We start from the raw sequence: 19,289 nt of genomic DNA, 5'->3' as shown, positions 1-19,289 counted from the left end.
ATGGTGAAAAGCTTCATTAAAAATGGCTGGTGTGTGCAGATCCGTGGCCCGCAGGCCGGTGGTGCAGTGACCAATCTGCCGATCCACTTGTACGATTTGGGTACCGGTAATCAGGTCAAAATCCCGTCAGAAGTGATGATCCCGGAAACGCGCGAATTTGAGTTTGCCAATCTGGGCTTTATTCCGCTGTCGTACTACAAAAACCGTGATTACTCGTGCTTCTTCTCGGCCAACTCTGCCCAGAAGCCTGCGCTGTATGACACTGCTGATGCCACTGCCAACAGCCGTATTAATGCCCGTTTGCCATACATCTTCTTGCTGTCACGCATTGCCCATTACCTGAAGCTTATTCAGCGCGAGAACATCGGCACCACCAAAGACCGCCGTCTGTTGGAGTTAGAACTGAATAACTGGATCCGCACGCTGGTGACGGAAATGACTGATCCGGGTGATGACTTGCAGGCGTCCCATCCGCTGCGTGATGCGAAAGTGACGGTAGAAGATATCGAAGACAACCCAGGCTTCTTCCGCGTCAAGCTGTATGCGGTGCCGCACTTCCAGGTTGAAGGTATGGACGTGAATCTGTCATTGGTTTCCCAAATGCCGAAGGCTAAGGCATAAACGGCGACACGATGAAGATTGAACGTCCTCTGTGGACTCGCGGAGTCTTGATTTCCCCGCAGCAATTTCAACAACAGGCCTCCTGGGAGGCCTGGACCAATGAATGCATCGCACAAATGGGCGTGATGCATCCCTGGGGCGTGCTTCAGGCCACTTTTGAAGCGGATGCATTGGCACAGGGCCGCTTGAAAGCGGATCGTCTGCATGTGCGTTTTCAGGATGGCGTGCTGATAGACACCGAGTGTGCTGATGTGTTGCCCCCGACACTGACACTGGCCGCCAATCTGCCGCCGGAGGCCACCGAAGCCACAGTGATGCTGGCGATGCCACAACTGTATGCCAACGGGGGTAACTGCCTGCAACCCGATGAGCGGGGCGAACGGCCGGTGCGCCATCGTCAGACCTGGCGCGATGTCCAAAATCAGTTCGGGGATGACAAGAAGCAGGTCGCGGTGATGTACCACCAACTGACTCTGCGGCTGGACACTCAGGAAAACGGCGATTATCAGGTCTGCCCGGTGGCGCGCTTGCTGCGGGATGCACACGGCCGCTGGACACTGGATCCGCGCTTTATCCCGCCGATGCTGAGCCTACAGGCCAGTGCCTGGTGTGGCGAACAGCTTGAGTTATTGATGGTGCAACTGCGGGCGCGTTTACAGCGTCTGATGGGCATGCGCCGGGAAAGCAATGCACGCATGGCCGATTTTGCTGTCGCGGATGTGTCGCTGTTCTGGTTGCTCAATGCCCTTAACAGCGCTGAGCCGGTACTGGGGAATTTTCAGCGTTATCCGCAGATCCACCCGGAACGGCTGTATCAGGAACTGGCAAGACTGGCGGGCAGCCTGCTGACGTTTTCCCTTGAGCATGAAGTGACGGCGATCCCAGTTTATCAGCATGAACAGCTGACCCGCGTCTTCCCACCCTTATTTGCTTTGCTGAATATTCTGCTGGAAGCCAGCCTCCCATCACGGGTGGTGGCCATTGAGCTGGAGCATGAACCGCGTATCAATCAGTGGCGCGCTACCCTGCGTGATCCTCGTCTGCGCGAAGGGGCCGATTTCTATCTGTCGGTACGCTCCACGCTGCCTGCGGCGCAGTTACAGACTCAGTTCCCGCAGTTGTGTAAAGCCGGTGCGCCGGATGATGTCGGTAACGTGGTGAATGTTGCGCTGAGCGGGATCCCGCTACGTCCGCTGAGCCATGTCCCTGCCGCCATCCCCTTGCGACTGGAAAATCAGTACTTCTCCCTTGATCTCAGCCACCCTGCGGCGACGCAGATGATGGAGGCGGGGGCCTGCGTGTTCTATGTGCCCGGTACGCTGGGTGAGATCCAACTGGAATTGTTTGCGGTGCTACGCGCATGAAGTCTCACATAACCGAACACGCCCCCACAGGGGATATTGATGCCCTACTACAGGATACCTGGTTGCAGGTGATCAGCCTGCGTCAGGGCATGACCTGCTCCGAAGGCGAAGGGCAGGTATTTTGGCAGCGCTGTGTGGCCGACATTGAACGGGTCCATCAGGCGCTGAAAGACGCCGGTCACAGCGAACAGAGTTGCCAGTACATCCGATACGCACAATGTGCGCTGCTGGATGAAACCGTAAAAGGTCGCGGTGTACAGGATGACGTCTACTTCGTGTGGTGTCATTCGCCGTTGCAGGCGCATTTTTTCAATACACTGGATGCCGGTAGCCAGCTTTACGAGCAGATGCGCACCGTGTTGCGTGAGCCTGCGCCGGACAGCGCAGTGCTGACCTGTTTTCACCGGGTATTAATGTTGGGTTTCCTCGGCGGATATCACTCGGTGGCGGTGCCTGAACGGGAACAACTGGTCAGCCAACTGACCGCACGGGTACCGGCGTTCAGTTTCTCGCCATCCGGTGGGATCCTGGCGACCGCCTCCTCCCGTAACCGTCTGGGGGTCTGGTTGCGCTACTGGCCGGTACGGCTGGGGTTGGCTGCGGTAATGGTCGCGCTGTTGTGGTGGGGGCTTGATCACTGGCTCTCCGGTCTGTTACCGACATTGCTACCGGGGCCGATGTGATGAGTCTGTGGTGGCGATACGGGTTATGGCTATGGGCCGGGCTTCTGGCGGGCATCTTGTGTCTGGCGTTTCTGCCGTTCTCCCCGTTAGCCGGTTGGCTTGCGCTGCTGCTGGTTACCCTTATTTGCCTGGTGGGGATAGGGCGGGCGCGGCGTCAATCGAACCGGACCGGCTCGGAACCGCTGTTCTCCGGGCTGCCATCTGAAAACCTGCTGCCACCTGAAAACCACCGCTTACCGGTGGTGCTGGTTTGTGGTGAGGGTCTGGCGTCATTATTTGGCCGCGAGAGGGTGCAGCAAACCGCACAGGGCTGCTGGCTGCGAGTGGATGAGATAAACAGCCTGCAACTGTTTACCCGACAGCTACTGTGGCAACGGCCGGAATGGGCCGCTCAGTTAGCCGTGATGGTGGTGATAAACCCGCAGCAGCGCAGCGATGAGCGCTTGCTGGCCGCCGACCTGCAAGAGCTGCGCTGGCAACTGATGCAACTGCGTAGCGATAGCCGCCATCACATTCCCTTGCTGGTGAGCAGCACGGTGGCGACACCGGCGGCCGGTGATGTGGTGTGGCTGTCACAGCAGCAGACGCCGCCGCTGACGTTGTGGTCAACTGTCTCGACGCCGGGCTCTCTGGCCGACTGGCAGCGTGCGGAGAGCAGTGCGGTACAGGCCGAACGACTGAAACAGGCGGTGCTGTTCAGCAGCCATCATGATTGGCTGAAAACACAGGTGCTGCCGGTATTGCAGACCCCCAATGCGGATGTTGACCCCCTTGCCCCGCAACAGATTATTCAACAGCAGGTTGCCGGTCTGCCAGAGATGGCCCCCGGCTCCCTCTGGCAACAATGGTTAGCCACGCATACCGCGCTGACACAGGTGTCCGGTTGGCATCCACAGCCAGCGGCCGCCCATGATGCATTACCCTTGCCGGATTTTGTCTTTTCAGCGCTTCCTCTCGGCAGCGGCGTGTCGTCACGTCGTCGGGTGCTGCGCCATGGCGTCACCTTGCTGACGCTGGCGGCCATGGTGGCGCTGTGCAGCAGTGCCTGGCAAAACCGGCAGCTGTTGCAGCGGATGACCTTTGATATCCGCCATTACGACAGCGTGGCCATGACCGATTACGCCCCTAAAGCGCAGGCCGTTGCGGTATTACGGGCTGATGTGGTGGAACTGGATAGCGGGTTCCGCCACGGTGAGCCGCTGCGTCTGGGTCTGGGGCTGTATCAGGGAGGGCGTCTGCGACTGCCTTTACTGGCCGCAGTGAAAACCTATGTGCCGCCCCCGCCGCCAGTAGAGAAAAAAATACCCCAAACGGTCCGTCTCGACAGCCTGTCACTGTTTGATGTGGGCAAATTCCAACTCAAACCCGGCAGCATCAAAATGCTGGTTGATGCACTGATGAATATCAGGGCCAAACCCGGCTGGCTGATCGTGGTGGCCGGGCATACCGATATCACCGGTGATGCGCAGGCCAACCACATTCTGTCGCTTAAACGCGCCGAAGCATTACGCGACTGGATGCTGTCAACCAGCGACGTTTCGCCGACCTGCTTTGCGGTGCAAGGCTACGGGGCCACTCGCCCGGTCGCGACTAACGAATCGGCGGAAGGCCGCGCGGCCAACCGCCGTGTCGAAATCAGTCTGGTACCGCAGGCTGATGCCTGTCAGGTGCCCGACGTAAAAACAGCGTCACAGGATGAAAGTGACGTATCAACGCAAGAAATGGAGAAGTAAACCATGGCAATTCCAGTTTATCTGTGGCTGAAAGACGACGGCGGTGCGGACATCAAGGGTTCTGTTGATGTGCAAAGCCGTGAAGGCAGCATTGAGATCGTGGCACAGGACCATAACCTGTACATCCCAACCGATAACAATACCGGCAAACTGACCGGTACCCGTATCCACACCCCGTTCGTTTTCACCAAATCAATCGATGCGTCCACTCCGTATCTGTACAAAGCGGTGACCACCGGTCAGACCCTGAAAACCGCTGAGTTCAAATGGTACCGCATTGATGACGCTGGCCAGGAAGTTGAATATTTCAATACCAAACTGGAAAACGTCAAAGTGGTTAAAGTTGCGCCGAAAATGCACGACGTGAAAGATCCGGCGAAAGAGAAGCACAACCACTTGGAACTGGTGGAACTGCGCTACGAAAAAATCACCTGGACCTTTAAAGACGGCAACATCATTCATTCTGATTCATGGAATGAGCGCGCCACCGCATAGTTACCCGTCATTCTTCGCGCCGCAGGTGCGTTGGCGATGTTCGCTCACCCAGGTCACAGAGTTATCTCTGCTCCCAGGGCTTCGTTCACTTGCCGCCTGCCTGCAACACGAATTATTTAGGGTAACCCCGCAAGTAGGCGGTTCGCCGTCTGCTTTTTTGTGTTTTTAGCTGAGTATCGACTCATCGGTATTCCGCTAAACACATTGATATTTTATCAGATAACCTTATGGGCCTTGGTTGACGGCTATGGGCGGTAGCGTGCCTGACAGGGTAAATGACAGACAAAGAAGAGAACTTATGACAACGCATTCAGCACACTTATTACGTCGGTTAAATCCCTATTGCGCACAGGCACTGGCCGGTGCCGCCACCTTATGTCAGACCCGCGCCCATGCCGAGATCAACGTCGAACACTGGTTGTTAAAACTGCTGGAGCAGGGTGAAGGCGATATCACGGTGATTGCCCGGCGTTATGAGTGGGATATGGACAGCCTGTGGCAGGGATTACTGGCTCATCTGGACACTTTGCCGCGCACGGTGCAGGGTAAACCCCAGTTGTCCGCTGCGTTACAGCAACTGATCAAAAACGCCTGGCTGGATGCGTCGTTACAGGAAAATGCCGATGCGGTGCGCTCCACTCATCTGCTGGCGGCGCTGATAAATACGCCGTCATTATTGGCCGCCGATGCTGCCTGGCCGTTGCTCAGCCTGAGCACCACCCAGCTACACCGCCTGTTGCCGTTGCTGGACAGTCAATCCGACGAACGCCCTGAGGTGCAGCAGGCGGCGGCACTGGCCGACAGCCCGGTCAATCTGACCGATGAGGCCGCGATTACCACCTCCGCCAGTGGTCAGCCGCAACTGAATGACGCGCTGCAAGCGGCGCTGGATAAATTCACCCTCGACGTTACCGCCAAAGCCCGTGCCAACCAGATTGACCCGATTTTTGGCCGCGACAGCGAAATCCGCCAGATGATCGACATCCTGTCGCGCCGCCGTAAGAATAACCCGATTCTGGTCGGTGAACCGGGGGTGGGTAAAACCGCCTTGGTTGAAGGGCTGGCGCTGCGCATTGCCGAAGGTAACGTGCCGGATAGCCTGAAAACCGTCAGCCTGCGCACCCTGGACTTGGGCCTGTTGCAAGCCGGGGCTGGGGTCAAAGGCGAGTTCGAACAGCGGCTGAAAAATGTTATTGAAGCAGTGCAACAATCACCGACGCCAGTGCTACTGTTTATCGACGAAGCCCACACCATCATCGGTGCCGGTAATCAGGCCGGTGGCGCAGATGCCGCCAACCTGCTGAAACCGGCACTGGCGCGTGGCGAGTTGCGCACCATCGCTGCCACCACCTGGTCGGAGTACAAACAGTATTTTGAGCGTGATGCCGCATTAGAACGCCGCTTCCAGATGGTGAAAGTTGACGAGCCGGACGACGCCAAAGCCAGCCTGATGCTGCGCGGCTTAAAGGGCCGCTACGCCCAGCACCACGGCGTGCATATTCTGGATTCTGCTATTACCGCTGCGGTTACCCTGTCGCGGCGCTTCCTGACCGGTCGCCAACTGCCGGATAAAGCGGTTGATCTGCTCGATACCGCCGGTGCCCGGGTGCGCATGAGCATCGACACGCTACCGGTCGCGCTGATGGAAATTAACGCCGAACTGGCTGCATTGGCGATGGAGCAACAGGCCATCGAACAGGATTTGCTCCTGCTGCCGAGTATCGGTTCAACCCGCTTATCTGAGATTGACCAACGCCGCGCAGAACTGCTGGTTGGGCAGCAAANCAGATTGACCCGATTTTTGGCCGCGACAGCGAAATCCGCCAGATGATCGACATCCTGTCGCGCCGCCGTAAGAATAACCCGATTCTGGTCGGTGAACCGGGGGTGGGTAAAACCGCCTTGGTTGAAGGGCTGGCGCTGCGCATTGCCGAAGGTAACGTGCCGGATAGCCTGAAAACCGTCAGCCTGCGCACCCTGGACTTGGGCCTGTTGCAAGCCGGGGCTGGGGTCAAAGGCGAGTTCGAACAGCGGCTGAAAAATGTTATTGAAGCAGTGCAACAATCACCGACGCCAGTGCTACTGTTTATCGACGAAGCCCACACCATCATCGGTGCCGGTAATCAGGCCGGTGGCGCAGATGCCGCCAACCTGCTGAAACCGGCACTGGCGCGTGGCGAGTTGCGCACCATCGCTGCCACCACCTGGTCGGAGTACAAACAGTATTTTGAGCGTGATGCCGCATTAGAACGCCGCTTCCAGATGGTGAAAGTTGACGAGCCGGACGACGCCAAAGCCAGCCTGATGCTGCGCGGCTTAAAGGGCCGCTACGCCCAGCACCACGGCGTGCATATTCTGGATTCTGCTATTACCGCTGCGGTTACCCTGTCGCGGCGCTTCCTGACCGGTCGCCAACTGCCGGATAAAGCGGTGGACCTGCTCGATACTGCCGGTGCCCGCGTGCGCATGAGCATCGACACGCTACCGGTCGCGCTGATGGAAATTAACGCCGAACTGGCTGCATTGGCGATGGAGCAACAGGCCATCGAACAGGATTTGCTCCTGCTGCCGAGTATCGGTTCAACCCGCTTATCTGAGATTGACCAACGCCGCGCAGAACTGCTGGTTGGGCAGCAAACGCTTGAACAGCAATATGCAGCAGAGCAACGCCTCACCGCCCTGATTATCGACGCGCGTCAGGATATCGCCAACGCGGCACATCTGGCCAGGTTGCAGGAAGAGTTAAGTCAGATTCAGGGTAATGCGCCGCTGCTGTCGCTGGATGTCGATGTGCGCACGGTGGCAACGGTTATCGCTGACTGGACCGGCGTGCCGTTGAGCAGCCTGCTGAAAGACGAACAGACCGATTTATTGCAACTGGAAAACCACCTCGCGACCCGCGTGGTCGGTCAGGATGCGGCGCTGGTTGAGATGGCACAACGCCTGCGCGCCGCCAAAACCGGCCTGACGTCCGAAAATGGCCCTCTGGGGGTGTTCCTGCTGGTTGGCCCCAGTGGGGTGGGCAAAACCGAGACTGCGCTGGCACTGGCCGACACACTGTTCGGTGGCGAGAAATCGCTGATCACCATCAACATGTCTGAATATCAGGAGGCGCACACCGTTTCTCAGTTGAAAGGTTCGCCACCGGGCTATGTCGGTTACGGTCAGGGCGGCATTCTGACCGAGGCGGTGCGCAAGCGCCCGTACAGCGTGGTGCTGCTTGACGAAGTTGAGAAAGCGCACGCTGATGTCATTAACCTGTTCTATCAGGTATTTGACCGTGGCTTTATGCGCGACGGTGAAGGGCGCGAAATTGATTTTCGTAACACCGTGATCCTGATGACCGCCAATCTGGGCAGTGATCATCTGATGCAGTTACTGGATGAACAACCGGAAGCGACCCATAGCGATCTGCATGAACTGCTGCGCCCGATCCTACGTGACCACTTCCAGCCCGCCTTGCTGGCCCGCTTCCAGACCCTGATCTACCGCCCACTGGATGCCACCGCGTTGCGTACCATCGTCGAGATGAAACTGGCACAGGTCGCTAAACGCCTGAACAAACATTACGGCTTGCACTGCTCGATTGAAGAAAGCCTGTACGACACGCTAGTCGCCGCCTGCCTGCTGCCGGACACTGGCGCGCGCAACATCGATAGCCTGCTCAATCAGCAGATTTTACCGGTGCTGAGCCAACAACTGTTAAGCCGCATGAGTGAGCAACAGCGCACCACCTCGCTGACCTTGGGCTGGGATGAAGCCGACGGCATTACCCTTGAATTTGAAGGAGGCGAAAAATGAATACCTCTCTCCCTGCTATTCGGTTTGACCATAGCCACCACAAACTGGTGGTCCGCGACAGCACGGCCTCTGTTGATGTACTGGGCTTTGAAGGTCACGAAAGTTTAAGCCAGCCGTTCTGTTACGACATTCAATTCACCAGCGCAGACAAGGCGATTGACCCGGCCACGATGCTGATGCAGGACGCGTCACTGACATTGGCGGCCCCGGTTGCCGAAGCCTTTGGCGTGACGGTTCAGCAGACCCAGCGGGTGATCCACGGCGTGGTGACCGGATTTAAACGCCTGTCTGCTTCAAAAGATGAATGCCGTTACGAACTGAGTCTGCAACCGCGTTTGGCTTTGTTGTCGCGCAGCCATCAGAACGGGATTTATCAGGACATGTCGGTGCCGCAGATTGTGGAAAAAATTCTGCGTGAGCGCCATGACATGCGCGGTCAGGATTTTGTCTTCACGCTGGCCCGTGAATATCCGCGCCGCGAGCAGGTGATGCAATACGGCGAAGATGACCTGACCTTTATCAGCCGCCTGCTGGCGGAAGTGGGGCTCTGGTTTCGTTTTACCGCTGACCCCAAACTCAATATTGATGTGGTGGAGTTTTATGACGACCAGCGCTTTTACCCGACAGGACTGACACTACAGGCAGTGCCACCTTCGGGGATGCACGACAGCGGCGTGGAGTCGGTCTGGGACTTGTCCAGTGCTCATCAGGTGGTTGAAAAATCAGTCAGTACCGGCGATTACAACTATCGCACCGCCACTGCCGATATGACGGCCGGGGCAGACATCACTCGGGGTGATACCACCACCTACGGCGAAGCTTATCATTACGCCGATAACTACCTGACCGCAGGCAGCGAGGGGCGTGAGCCGGAAAGTGAAAGTGGGGCGTTTTATGCCCGCCTGCGCCATGAACGTTACCTGAACAATCAGGCGCGTTTTTCGGGGGTGGCCAATGCGGCGACACTGGGGCCGGGTCAGGAACTGAAAGTCACCGGAAGCGATGTGCCGGCACAGTTTGGTAAAGGGGTGATAATCACCCGCATCACCAGCTATGCCCGCCGTGACCGCAGCTATGAAGTGCATTTTGAGGCCATCCCTTACTCCGAAGATTATTGCTTCCGTCCAGCACTTATCCGCAAGCCGACCATGGCCGGAACCTTGCCGGCGCGGGTGACCAGCACCACCGCGAATGACACCTACGGACACATCGACAAAGACGGGCGTTACCGTGTCAATCTGATGTTCGACCGTGACAGTTGGGAGCCGGGTTACGAAAGCTTGTGGGTTCGTCAGGCCCGCCCGTATGCGGGTGACACCTACGGCCTGCACCTGCCGCTGATGGCGGGCACCGAAGTGGCGATTGCGTTTGAGGATGGCAACCCGGACCGGCCGTATATTGCCTCTGTGTTGCACGACTCGGCGCACGGCGACCATGTCACCATCAGTAATTACAAACGCAACGTACTGCGCACTCCGTCGAATAACAAACTGCGCCTTGAAGATGAACGGGGTAAAGAGCACATCAAGCTCAGCACCGAATACGGCGGCAAAAGCCAACTGAATCTGGGGCATTTGGTCGATAACGAGAAACAGCCTCGGGGTGAAGGTTTTGAGCTGCGTACCGACAGTTTTGGTGCATTGCGTGCAGAAAAGGGCCTCTTTATCAGTGCCGACGGTCAGGCCAAAGCTCAGGGGCAGGTGCTGGAGATGGCGCAACCTATCAGTCTGATGAAAGGTGCACTAAACCAGATGACGGAATGGGGAAGCATTACTCAGACGCATCATAATTTCCCGCCAGAGAACAGCAGTTTGAAGCAGCTTTTGACTGACTCAACCCAGCTTAAAGGCCCTGTCCTGTTGATGAGTGCGCCACAAGGTATTGGCGCGGTTACGCCAGAAAGTCTGTTGCTGCAAAGTGGCAAAGCAATGTATCTGCAAAGTCAGGGGGAAATAAACCTGACCAGCTCTCAGCGATTTTCGGCAAATGCCTCCCAAGCGGTTTCTCTGCTTTCACAACAGGAAGGGATGCGGCTGGTCTCAGGCAAAGGGCCATTAGAAGTTGAGTCACACGGCGATGTACTTTCCCTGACAGCATTAAAAGATGTCACTGTCCAGTCAACTCAAGGGCATCTGCAATTGACCGCCAAGAACGGCATTACACTGGGGTGCGGTGGGGCATATATCCGTTTAACACCACAGGGTGAAATTGAAATCCACGGGCCAGGACTATTAAGCCTCAAAGGGATGCATAAAATGGAGTCCCCGGCGAGCCAGGATTTCCCATTGCCAGAATTACCCAATTCGGTGTGTAAAGAGTGCCTTAAAAAGGCACAGGCACTGGCGCAAGGCTTTGTGCCAAGGAGCGCATAACAATGAATAACGAGCAGGTTATTAAGTGGGTTGAATTAATTGAGTCATCCTGTAGCGATTTAAAAATAAAACACATCGATATGATTATCGATCAGGCGGGAAGTGACTTTTCGTTGCTCCCGACACTCACAAACTTTGAAACTGCCATTCAATGGGACTCTCTGTTTAAAGACCTTCCTGAAGAAATACTTTTGGAGGATGCGCCGTTGTTGATCCGTATCGATCTCGACAATACGCTACAGCGACAATGGATGATTGAATTGGCCATGCAGTTAGCCGGGACAGGGCAATTATTAATGCTCTGTTCAGTCTGGCCCTTCGCCAGCCTCGCTGATTACTTAACTCGCTGTACTAACGTGGTCTGTGGCAGCCAGGAGGGGATTTTTCGGTTCTATGACTCCCGGATTTTTCCTTTGCTATTTTCGCATATTCTCGATGCCAACCAGCAAGCTCATCTTCTGCGCCCGGCTATTTTTTGGAGCTGGCTGGACAGAGATAACCAACCCCGTCAAATCGCAGGGAATGGCGCATTGCTCAAACGTGAGGAGGAGATATCTATGCTGATCCTCGACGACAGGCAACTGGAAAATTTAATGTGTGTCTGTGACGTGAATCTATTACTCAGACACCTCACTGTTCCAGATACCTTAATAATGGGGCAGGAAACAGTGTTCTCTGTTTGTTACGAGGGAATGATGGCGGCCACGGAGGCAGGGTTATTGATGGATGACGAAAGGGACGATTTCGTCAAGCAACGCCTCTTGGGAACAGTAATATGAAACTCAACAAATTCAGCTTGTTGGCGGTTTTTTTTCTGCTCTCAGCATGTACCCAGCCCGGAGCTGAAGCACAGGGCGGTACCATCGAAGCCATCAATCACACTCATTGGGCTATTAATAACTTCAGCGTCGATGGCCAGTCGGGCATCGACATTATCGGCCCTTATCAGGGCGGTGGCGGCGGTTGCTGCTATGGTGTACCGGGGCCATGGCGACCGGGGATGACGGTCAGAGTTGACTGGGAAAGTGGTGTCGCGTTTGCGAGTGATGTCCCTGAGATTCCACAACCAAAACGCCCCGTCTCTGCTCCGCAAAATTCTGATCTCTGGCAGAAATATTTCGAACAAAAACAAGAATGGTCAAGGAAAATCAAAGCATTGAATCGTCAGCATAGCAAGATTGTACCCGTACCTGATTACACCGGGCAAAAAACCTGCGGTATCACGGTGCACTTTATGCCCTGTGATGAGGTAAAAGTCACTACTTCCTGTGCCACCTACAACAGCCCTAATTACCCAATTAAAGAACCACTGAAGATGTCGGAGCCTAAAGACTGTCCGAAATAAGTGTCTCGGTTGACTTCTGAACGCTTAACTCATTGATAAAAAGGTGCTTATGATTTCCTGATTTCTTGGTGAGCGGTAAATCCTAAGCCACGTGTTATTCATCAGTCTTACCTCAACGGAAGGAACAGTGACATGAAACTCGACAAATTCAGCCTGCTGTCAGGGCTTTTTCTGCTCTCAGCATGTACCCAGCCCGGAGCTGAAGCACAGGGCGGCGGGGGCGGTACCATCGAAGCCATCAACCACACCCATTGGGCCATCAACAACTTCAGTGTTGATGGTCAGTCCGGCATTGATGTTATTGGCCCTTATCAGGGCGGTGGTGGTGGGTGCTGCTATGGTGTACCGGGGCAGTGGCGACCGGGAATGATGGTCAGAGTTGACTGGGAAAGTGGTGAAAGCAGTATGAAGGGATTTCCAGGGTTCGGTGATGATGCTAAGTATTTGGCATGGGAAAAAAAAATGAGTGCCAATAACCGCCAGCATAGCAAAGTGGTACCTGTGCCCGACTATACCGGGCAAAAAACCTGCGGTATCACGGTGCACTTTATGCCTTGTGATGAGGTAAAAGTTACCACCTCCTGTGCCACCTACAACAGCCCTAACTATCCGATTAAAGAACCGTTGAAGATGCCGGAGCCTAAAGTATGTCCGAAATAAGCACAGAAAAGGATATTGCCTGGTATCCGGCGCAATTTCCGGCTCAAGGGCGGTTACCGACCCAGGCGGCACTGGTGGGAAAAAACTGCCATCAGCAGGATAGCCAAGAACGGGCCTATCGGCAGGAGCTGTGCCTGGCCGCAGACCGGCGAGTCGAACCGCCATGCTGTAACACCTTACATATCAGCCTGTTCTTCGACGGTACCGGCAATAACCTTAACAACGATCAGTATTTGTCAGACCCGAAACACCCGACCAATATTGCCCGGCTGTTCCGTGCCACCATCGGCACGGGCTATGCCGGGGGTGCAGAAAAAGAACCGCTGGATAGCAGCGACAGCATCAGCAAAAAATATTTCAAATACTATATCCCCGGCGTCGGTACCCCATTCCCCGAGATTAATGACCTCGAATACAGCATGACCGGGCTGGCGGGGGCACGCTACGGTGAAGACCGGATCAACTGGGGGTTGTTGCGGCTGATTGATGCCCTGATGCGGACCATGGGCATGGACAAACTGGATGACAGCGCCTGCCTGTCGGCGATAAAAGGAATGAATACCTCCTGGGCATCCCTTGGATTCGGCGGGTCACATAACCGCTATGAAGAGTTCAGTAAGCAGCTCAAACAGCTCGAATCGAAGCTGCGCACTGCGCTGACACCGGCTGAGCCGGGCAAGCCGAAACTGCTGGGCATCAAACTCTATGTGTACGGTTTTTCCCGTGGTGCGGCTGAGGCACGTGCGTTTGTCCGCTGGCTAAGTGAGCTGCTGCCAAAACCAGAAGCCGAAGGCCTGCAGCCGGAACAATGTTTGGCGATAAATGATTTAAAAATCCCATTGAGTGTCGAGTTCCTCGGGCTGCTGGATACGGTGGCCTCGGTGGGTATTGCCCATGTGGCACCGGTCGCCGAAGGGCATATGGCCTGGGCCGACGGTACCCAGGAATTGCCCGATGAGGCTACCTATGGCGGATTTATCAAGCGCTGTGTACATCTGATTTCGTCGAATGAGCAGCGGCTATGCTTCCCATTGGATTCTATTCGTCACACCAATGGTAAATATCCGTCGAACAGCGTGGAAGTGGTCTATCCGGGGATGCATTCCGATTTAGGTGGTGGTTATCCTCCCGGCGATCAGGGCAAGGCAAATGCAAAACATGATGGTTTTTTGTTATCGCAGATTGCATTACATGAAATGTATGCTGCTGCATTTGCTATCGGAGCGCCACTTAAAGTACCCGAGGATAGTTTATCTCCAGCGTTGGCACATGATGAATGGCGTAAAATGTCATTTGATGTGGGTAGAGAGTTTTTCATTTCAAAGGATCTCATCAACTGTTTCAACGCCTGGCGTGAAGTCACACTGAATTTGCCGCCAGCCCCACAAGAGTTAACCGCTGAACAGGCTGCACAGTTTGAACCGGTGCGTGCCAGCGTCACGCTTGAAAAAGCGGTGAATAACCAGATGGGGTGGATCACCGCCTGGCGTATTAACCGTTATGCTGGGGCTACTCTGCTTAACACCCCGTTTTATCAGCAAATAAATGATAAAGATGGTACCGCTTTGCAACTCAAAGCTTCCAAAGATGCGCGCGATGCCAAACAGGCGGATGTGGAAAAAGAAAGGAAAAAATTACTGGCTGAACATCGCCCCGGTGACCCAGCCCCACTCCTACCACCGGGGGTGAAGGATTTTGACCCAGATATCGCCAAAACCCAGCTCTATCAGGCCGCTCAGGAATTTGGTCATGACTATCGCGGTGAATCACGCAGCTTGACCAGTGCCTGGCAGTTGGTGCTGGATAAAATCCCGCAAACGGCCATTTTCCTGATCAATACCGATGATGAGCGGGCAGAATTCAAACGGATGAAAGCCGATGGCGACGCGCATGTCAAGGTGCTGTTCCCGCCGCAGGGGGAAGCGAGCAATGCCGAGCAACCCAGTGGTTTACTTCGTGACTTATATGACGATCAAGTTCATGACTCCCGTGCGTGGTTCCTGCACGCCACCTTTGGTAGCCGCGAGCCCTGGGGCGGCTATTTCCGCGACCGAATGGTCTACTTCGGCGACAACTGCAATAAAGAACTGTCACTGCTGACCATCGCGGGCAATGTGGTGGGTGTGGCCACGCTGGTAGGCGGAGTTGTCTTTAGCTTTAAACAGAAAAAACTGGCGGGAAAATTGTCAGGACTGGCAGGTACCGCGGGTGTGATGGCACTGGAAGCCAAAGCGCTGGATTTAATTACCGGAGAGCCACTCCCCATGTTGCCGGAAGCCGATCTGTTGACGGCATTCACGCAGGCACCTGGTGCCGTGGCCAGTCTGCAGAAAGAGCTCCTCGGTGAACAACAGCTCGAACAGGCAAAAACAATGATTGCCTCGCGCTGGGCACAGGCGGAGTCATTACTGACGTCGTAGTCAGGAGTTAAACCATGAAAAATATCATACGACAGGGCGATAGCCTGCGGGAATACGGTGGCAAAGTGTTGGGGGGGCATTACCAGTGCTTTGGTAAAGGTATCGCCTGCAAAGGAGATGCAGCCCTGTGTCACCGCCACGGCATGACCCGCATTGTGGAAGGCAGTGCCATCTCAGAGGTTGACGGGCAGCCTGTCGCGTTACACGGGCACCGCTGCGCCTGTGGCTGCACGCTGGTGAGTTCTTTCCCCGATGTCGGGATAGAGCAATGAGACCCCAGCCAACCTTTCCCGCTTACCGTCATGCCCGACCACCGACAGGTAAACGCTGGCTGGCTGCCGGGGCAACCGTGTTATTGCTGACCGGCGGTATCGCTGCACTGCTACGTCACCCGGAAGCAGGGTACGGCCAGGTGGTAATGGTGATTGGCTTTATTACCGTGCTAAGTGCGTTGGTCTGGGGGCTACGCGTCCTGTTTTATCGCATGGCGACGCATAATGCGCAGTTATATCACCATGAAGTGAAACAGGTTCAGCAGCAATGGTGGGCGCGGCACTGCCAGCATATCGCGTTGACCGAGGCGGTCTTAATCGGGCCGGCCGGAACAACGTTAACCCAGTGGCAACGGCTGATTAATCGCGATCACCGTCAACCGGACGTCCGTATTGAGTCTGGTGGCAAGGCACTGCGCTTACTGCATTCGTTTGCCGTCGATATCACGGAAAGAGAAAAGCATCTGGCGAAAACCCTGGTATTACAATGGCGCGAGCAGCATCAGGGGCCACTGGCAATAACGCCGCTGCGTTGTTACTGGTCAGGTTCAGCGGCGTCCTGGTTAGTTTTTTCCACGCAAATGGCCTTGTCCTTTCCCGACGTCGTGTTACCCGCGCATCCTGTCGTGTGGCGAGGTGAGGAAAGCATGACAGAAATCATTGATGAGCTTGCGCATTCGGCACCTGAGTCTTTCTTTCTCTGTGCGGGATGCTGCTCACTCCCGGCTTCACATGAAAGCCGATTACCGGCTGGGGAAGCCGCTGTTTTGTGGCTACTGGGCCAGACAGGTAAAGTGCAATTCTCGCGTGGAGAGGTTTTTAACCCTTCCCCTGACGAGAGTCTCGTCGCTGTTGCCCAGCGAGCATTAGATCAAAGTGAATTAACTCAGCCCCCCGATACCAGCTTTTTATTTTCACAACCCCCTATTCCTGACCTGAACGAAACGGGGTGGAATGTGACTCAGCATGTTCAGGATCTCAACTGGGGGGAGCTTGCTGAGATTGAATCGATGGTGGCTCAAACGCTTGCCGCCTTCTTCGCGGAACACCATGCAATGCCTTGTGGCTGGCTGGCTCGCGATCCTAATCACACACTCGCGCTTGGAATTGTTAAACCCTATGGATCAGGAAAATAAGCCTGCTGAAATATCAGTGGCCCTTACCGTTGTTATCTTTATCACTACGCTGACGCTGGTCATCTTTCTGGGAGGGCTGGCGTGGTGGTTCTGGGGGGAGCAAAAATCCACCGACTGGAACGTGGTGCGTAATCTGGTGATGATATGTCTCTTTATCTGGATTATCTCGCTGAGCGTACTGACATTAGGTTTTATTGCCGCCCGTCAGCTCATTAAAGATAAAGTTCAGGGCCCCAAACGCCCCCTTAAAGCCACTCGACAGAAAACACCCTACTCTGAATCTATTAAGCTGAAAACCCGTTTACGCCGCCGTTACGGTCTGTTCTGGCGCTATAAAGTCCGGCTGCTGATGGTGGTGGGGGAGCCTGACGAAATCGCCGCATTGGCACCGCAACTGGCGGAGCAGGGCTGGCTGGAAGGGCAGCGCACGGTGCTTATTCACGGCGGCAGTTTACAAAATCCAGCTGATGAAACCGGGCTGAGTGAGTGGCGTAAACTGCGCCGTGGCCGCCCGTTTGATGGCATTGTCTGGGCGATAACCGCCGCGCAAAGTAGTCATCCACAGTGGATGGACAACGGCCTGCGAACACTGGAAAAAATGGGTGCCACCTTGCGTTATCAACCGCCGGTGTATCTGTGGCAGGTTTGCGGCAGCGGCTGGCCTCAGGATACGCGGGTGGAGCAACCGGTTGGGGTGGTGTTCCCAGCGAAGGCCACGCCAGAGCAGGTTGAGCTTCAACTGCGCGCGCTGTTGCCTCAGTTACGTGAGCAGGGGATGCAGCAGCTCTCTGTCGAACCACACCACGATTTTTTGTTGCGCCTGGCGCAGTCGCTGGAGCAGGGCGATGCCACCCGCTGGCGGCAGATTTTAACGCCGTGGTTTACCGAGTATGCCGCGCGTATTCCCCTGCGTGGGTTGATGTTCAGTTTACCCGATACATCAGCATCGGCAGCGCGTGTGCATGAGAAGAGCTGGATTGCCCCTCACCGCTGGCAGGCCGTACTGGATGATTGTCGTTCTGCCCGTGGACGCCGTGTCGGGCTGCCGTGGGAGCAGACACTGTGTTACAGCCTGCTGGCACTGATGGTGCTGTGGGGCGTGGGCAGTGTGGTGTCATTTGCGGTCAACCGCCACCAGATGGTCTCTGCCGCACAACAGGCACAGCAACTGGCGCAGTCGCAAGCGGTCTCCGACCAGCAACTGATGGCCCTACAGGCCCTGCGCAATGATATCGGGCGCTTACAATCCCGGGTGGATCAGGGCGCGCCGTGGTATCAGCGCTTTGGTCTGGACCATAATGCGCCGCTGCTTGAGGTCCTGATGCCGTGGTATGGTCAGGCCAACAACCGTATTCTCAGGGATGCCACCGCGCAGAGCCTGCATCAGAAACTCAGCGAACTGGCGGAACTGCCCGCCAACAGCCCGCAACGTGCGGCACAGGCAAAAACAGGCTATGACCAGTTAAAGGCTTATCTGATGATGGCCCGCCCGGAAAAAGCCGATGCCGCGTTTTATGCACAGGTGATGCAGACCACTGAGCCTGCGCGTGCCGGTGTCTCCCCCGGTCTGTGGCAGAGTCTGGCGCCCGACTTGTGGCAGTTTTATGCACAAAACCTGCCTGCTCAACCGGACTGGAAAATCAAACCGGATACCGTGCTGATCAGCCAGGTGCGGCAGGTGTTGTTGGGGCAGATTGGTCAGCGCAATGCAGAAAGTACGCTGTATGAAAACATGTTGCTGTCGGTACGCCGCAACTATGCCGACATGACGCTGATGGACATGACCGGCGATACCGATGCCCAGCGTCTGTTTCAGACCTCGGAGTCCGTGCCCGGCATGTTCACCCGCAAAGCCTGGGATGAGCAAATCCAGCAGGCGATAGATAAAACAGTGGCCTCCCGTCGCGAAGAAATTGACTGGGTATTGAGTGATAACCGTCGGGCGATATCTGAAGACATTTCACCGGAAGCGTTGAAAAAACGGCTGACCGAACGTTATTTCACCGATTTTGCCGGCAGTTGGTTGAGTTTTCTCAACAGCGTGCACTGGAATGAGGCGCATAACCTGTCGGATGTGATTGACCAACTGACGCTGATGAGTGATGTGCGCCAGTCGCCGCTGATTGCGCTGATGAACACGCTGGCATGGCAAGGGCAGACCGGGCAACAGAGTCAGGCGTTGTCAGATTCGCTGGTGAAGTCTGCCAAGGCGCTGATGAATAAAGATGAAGCACCGGCGATTGACCAGAGTGCCGGTGGGCCCGTTGGGCCACTGGACGAGACCTTTGGCCCGCTGCTGGCGCTGATGGGCAAAGGTGATGCGCAAAACAGAATGTCGTCCGACAGCTCGCTGAGTCTGCAAACGTTACTCACCCGCGTGACCCGGG

At 55.7% G+C, this 19,289-nt stretch carries 14 protein-coding genes and 1 pseudogene; all 15 read left to right on the top strand.

The genetic code is table 11. From position 1 onward, the window contains the following. Window positions 1-621: type VI secretion system contractile sheath large subunit (tssC, locus tag AEP37_RS20280; RefSeq protein ID WP_049615058.1), on the top strand; the 621-nt coding region annotated here is incomplete at its 5' end. Between the two features lie 11 nt (window positions 622-632). Then, a complete protein-coding gene (gene tssK / locus AEP37_RS20275) occupies window positions 633-1,985 on the top strand; it encodes a type VI secretion system baseplate subunit TssK (RefSeq protein WP_049615057.1) in 1,353 nt (450 codons plus the stop codon). Beyond that, the gene (gene tssL, locus AEP37_RS20270) at window positions 1,982-2,668 is read left to right on the top strand and encodes a type VI secretion system protein TssL, short form (RefSeq protein ID WP_038400989.1); all 687 of its coding nucleotides are present in this window, start codon (window positions 1,982-1,984) and stop codon (window positions 2,666-2,668) included. The genes tssK and tssL overlap by 4 nt, the downstream gene beginning before the upstream one ends. Further along, a complete protein-coding gene (locus tag AEP37_RS20265) occupies window positions 2,668-4,401 on the top strand; it encodes an OmpA family protein (RefSeq protein WP_042592748.1) in 1,734 nt (577 codons plus the stop codon). Before tssL ends, AEP37_RS20265 begins: the two co-directional genes overlap by 1 nt. A gap of 3 nt (window positions 4,402-4,404) precedes the next feature. Beyond that, window positions 4,405-4,896 carry an Hcp family type VI secretion system effector gene (locus AEP37_RS20260; RefSeq protein ID WP_049615056.1) on the top strand — a complete coding sequence of 164 codons (492 nt, stop codon included), beginning with the start codon at window positions 4,405-4,407 and terminating at the stop codon, window positions 4,894-4,896. 247 nt (window positions 4,897-5,143) lie between these two features. Beyond that, window positions 5,144-6,727 carry an AAA family ATPase gene (locus AEP37_RS27765; RefSeq protein WP_331462907.1) on the top strand — a complete coding sequence of 528 codons (1,584 nt, stop codon included), beginning with the start codon at window positions 5,144-5,146 and terminating at the stop codon, window positions 6,725-6,727. Further along, window positions 6,661-8,697 (top strand): annotated as a pseudogene (gene tssH / locus AEP37_RS20250) (type VI secretion system ATPase TssH); the annotation flags it as partial. The gene AEP37_RS27765 and the pseudogene tssH, both read left to right, overlap by 67 nt. Beyond that, window positions 8,694-11,069 carry a type VI secretion system tip protein VgrG gene (vgrG, locus tag AEP37_RS20245; RefSeq protein ID WP_049615055.1) on the top strand — a complete coding sequence of 792 codons (2,376 nt, stop codon included), beginning with the start codon at window positions 8,694-8,696 and terminating at the stop codon, window positions 11,067-11,069. The pseudogene tssH and the gene vgrG, both read left to right, overlap by 4 nt. A gap of 2 nt (window positions 11,070-11,071) precedes the next feature. Further along, window positions 11,072-11,848 carry a DUF4123 domain-containing protein gene (locus AEP37_RS20240; RefSeq protein ID WP_049615054.1) on the top strand — a complete coding sequence of 259 codons (777 nt, stop codon included), beginning with the start codon at window positions 11,072-11,074 and terminating at the stop codon, window positions 11,846-11,848. Continuing rightward, window positions 11,845-12,414 carry a DUF3304 domain-containing protein gene (locus tag AEP37_RS20235; protein WP_049615053.1) on the top strand — a complete coding sequence of 190 codons (570 nt, stop codon included), beginning with the start codon at window positions 11,845-11,847 and terminating at the stop codon, window positions 12,412-12,414. The genes AEP37_RS20240 and AEP37_RS20235 overlap by 4 nt, the downstream gene beginning before the upstream one ends. A gap of 132 nt (window positions 12,415-12,546) precedes the next feature. Beyond that, the gene (locus AEP37_RS20230; protein WP_049615052.1) at window positions 12,547-13,074 is read left to right on the top strand and encodes a DUF3304 domain-containing protein; all 528 of its coding nucleotides are present in this window, start codon (window positions 12,547-12,549) and stop codon (window positions 13,072-13,074) included. After that, window positions 13,062-15,494, top strand: coding sequence for a T6SS phospholipase effector Tle1-like catalytic domain-containing protein (locus AEP37_RS20225; RefSeq protein ID WP_049615051.1), 2,433 nt, complete (start codon window positions 13,062-13,064; stop codon window positions 15,492-15,494). Before AEP37_RS20230 ends, AEP37_RS20225 begins: the two co-directional genes overlap by 13 nt. A gap of 14 nt (window positions 15,495-15,508) precedes the next feature. Next, window positions 15,509-15,766, top strand: a complete 258-nt coding sequence (locus AEP37_RS20220; protein WP_025377078.1) for a PAAR domain-containing protein — start codon at window positions 15,509-15,511, stop codon at window positions 15,764-15,766. Next, entirely contained in the window at window positions 15,763-16,902 is a 1,140-nt protein-coding gene (locus AEP37_RS20215) for a hypothetical protein (RefSeq protein WP_049615050.1), read from the top strand. The genes AEP37_RS20220 and AEP37_RS20215 overlap by 4 nt, the downstream gene beginning before the upstream one ends. Beyond that, on the top strand, window positions 16,886-19,289 hold a 2,404-nt coding region (locus AEP37_RS20210; protein WP_331462906.1), incomplete at its 3' end, for an ImcF-related family protein. The genes AEP37_RS20215 and AEP37_RS20210, both read left to right, overlap by 17 nt.

Origin of the sequence: Yersinia pekkanenii (genome assembly GCF_001152565.1) — a bacterium.
Taxonomy (GTDB): Bacteria; Pseudomonadota; Gammaproteobacteria; order Enterobacterales; family Enterobacteriaceae; genus Yersinia; species Yersinia pekkanenii.
Note: the sequence above shows the minus strand (reverse complement) of the source record. Positions and strands in the feature narration are given on the sequence as shown.

Coding starts and splice junctions, on each gene's coding strand:
- tssL (WP_038400989.1), top strand. CDS start 1,982: ATGAAGTCTCACATAACCGAACACGCCCCCACAGGGGATATTGATGCC.
- AEP37_RS20235 (WP_049615053.1), top strand. CDS start 11,845: ATGAAACTCAACAAATTCAGCTTGTTGGCGGTTTTTTTTCTGCTCTCA.
- AEP37_RS20260 (WP_049615056.1), top strand. CDS start 4,405: ATGGCAATTCCAGTTTATCTGTGGCTGAAAGACGACGGCGGTGCGGAC.
- AEP37_RS20215 (WP_049615050.1), top strand. CDS start 15,763: ATGAGACCCCAGCCAACCTTTCCCGCTTACCGTCATGCCCGACCACCG.
- AEP37_RS20220 (WP_025377078.1), top strand. CDS start 15,509: ATGAAAAATATCATACGACAGGGCGATAGCCTGCGGGAATACGGTGGC.
- AEP37_RS20225 (WP_049615051.1), top strand. CDS start 13,062: ATGTCCGAAATAAGCACAGAAAAGGATATTGCCTGGTATCCGGCGCAA.
- tssK (WP_049615057.1), top strand. CDS start 633: ATGAAGATTGAACGTCCTCTGTGGACTCGCGGAGTCTTGATTTCCCCG.
- AEP37_RS20230 (WP_049615052.1), top strand. CDS start 12,547: ATGAAACTCGACAAATTCAGCCTGCTGTCAGGGCTTTTTCTGCTCTCA.
- vgrG (WP_049615055.1), top strand. CDS start 8,694: ATGAATACCTCTCTCCCTGCTATTCGGTTTGACCATAGCCACCACAAA.
- AEP37_RS20265 (WP_042592748.1), top strand. CDS start 2,668: ATGAGTCTGTGGTGGCGATACGGGTTATGGCTATGGGCCGGGCTTCTG.
- AEP37_RS20240 (WP_049615054.1), top strand. CDS start 11,072: ATGAATAACGAGCAGGTTATTAAGTGGGTTGAATTAATTGAGTCATCC.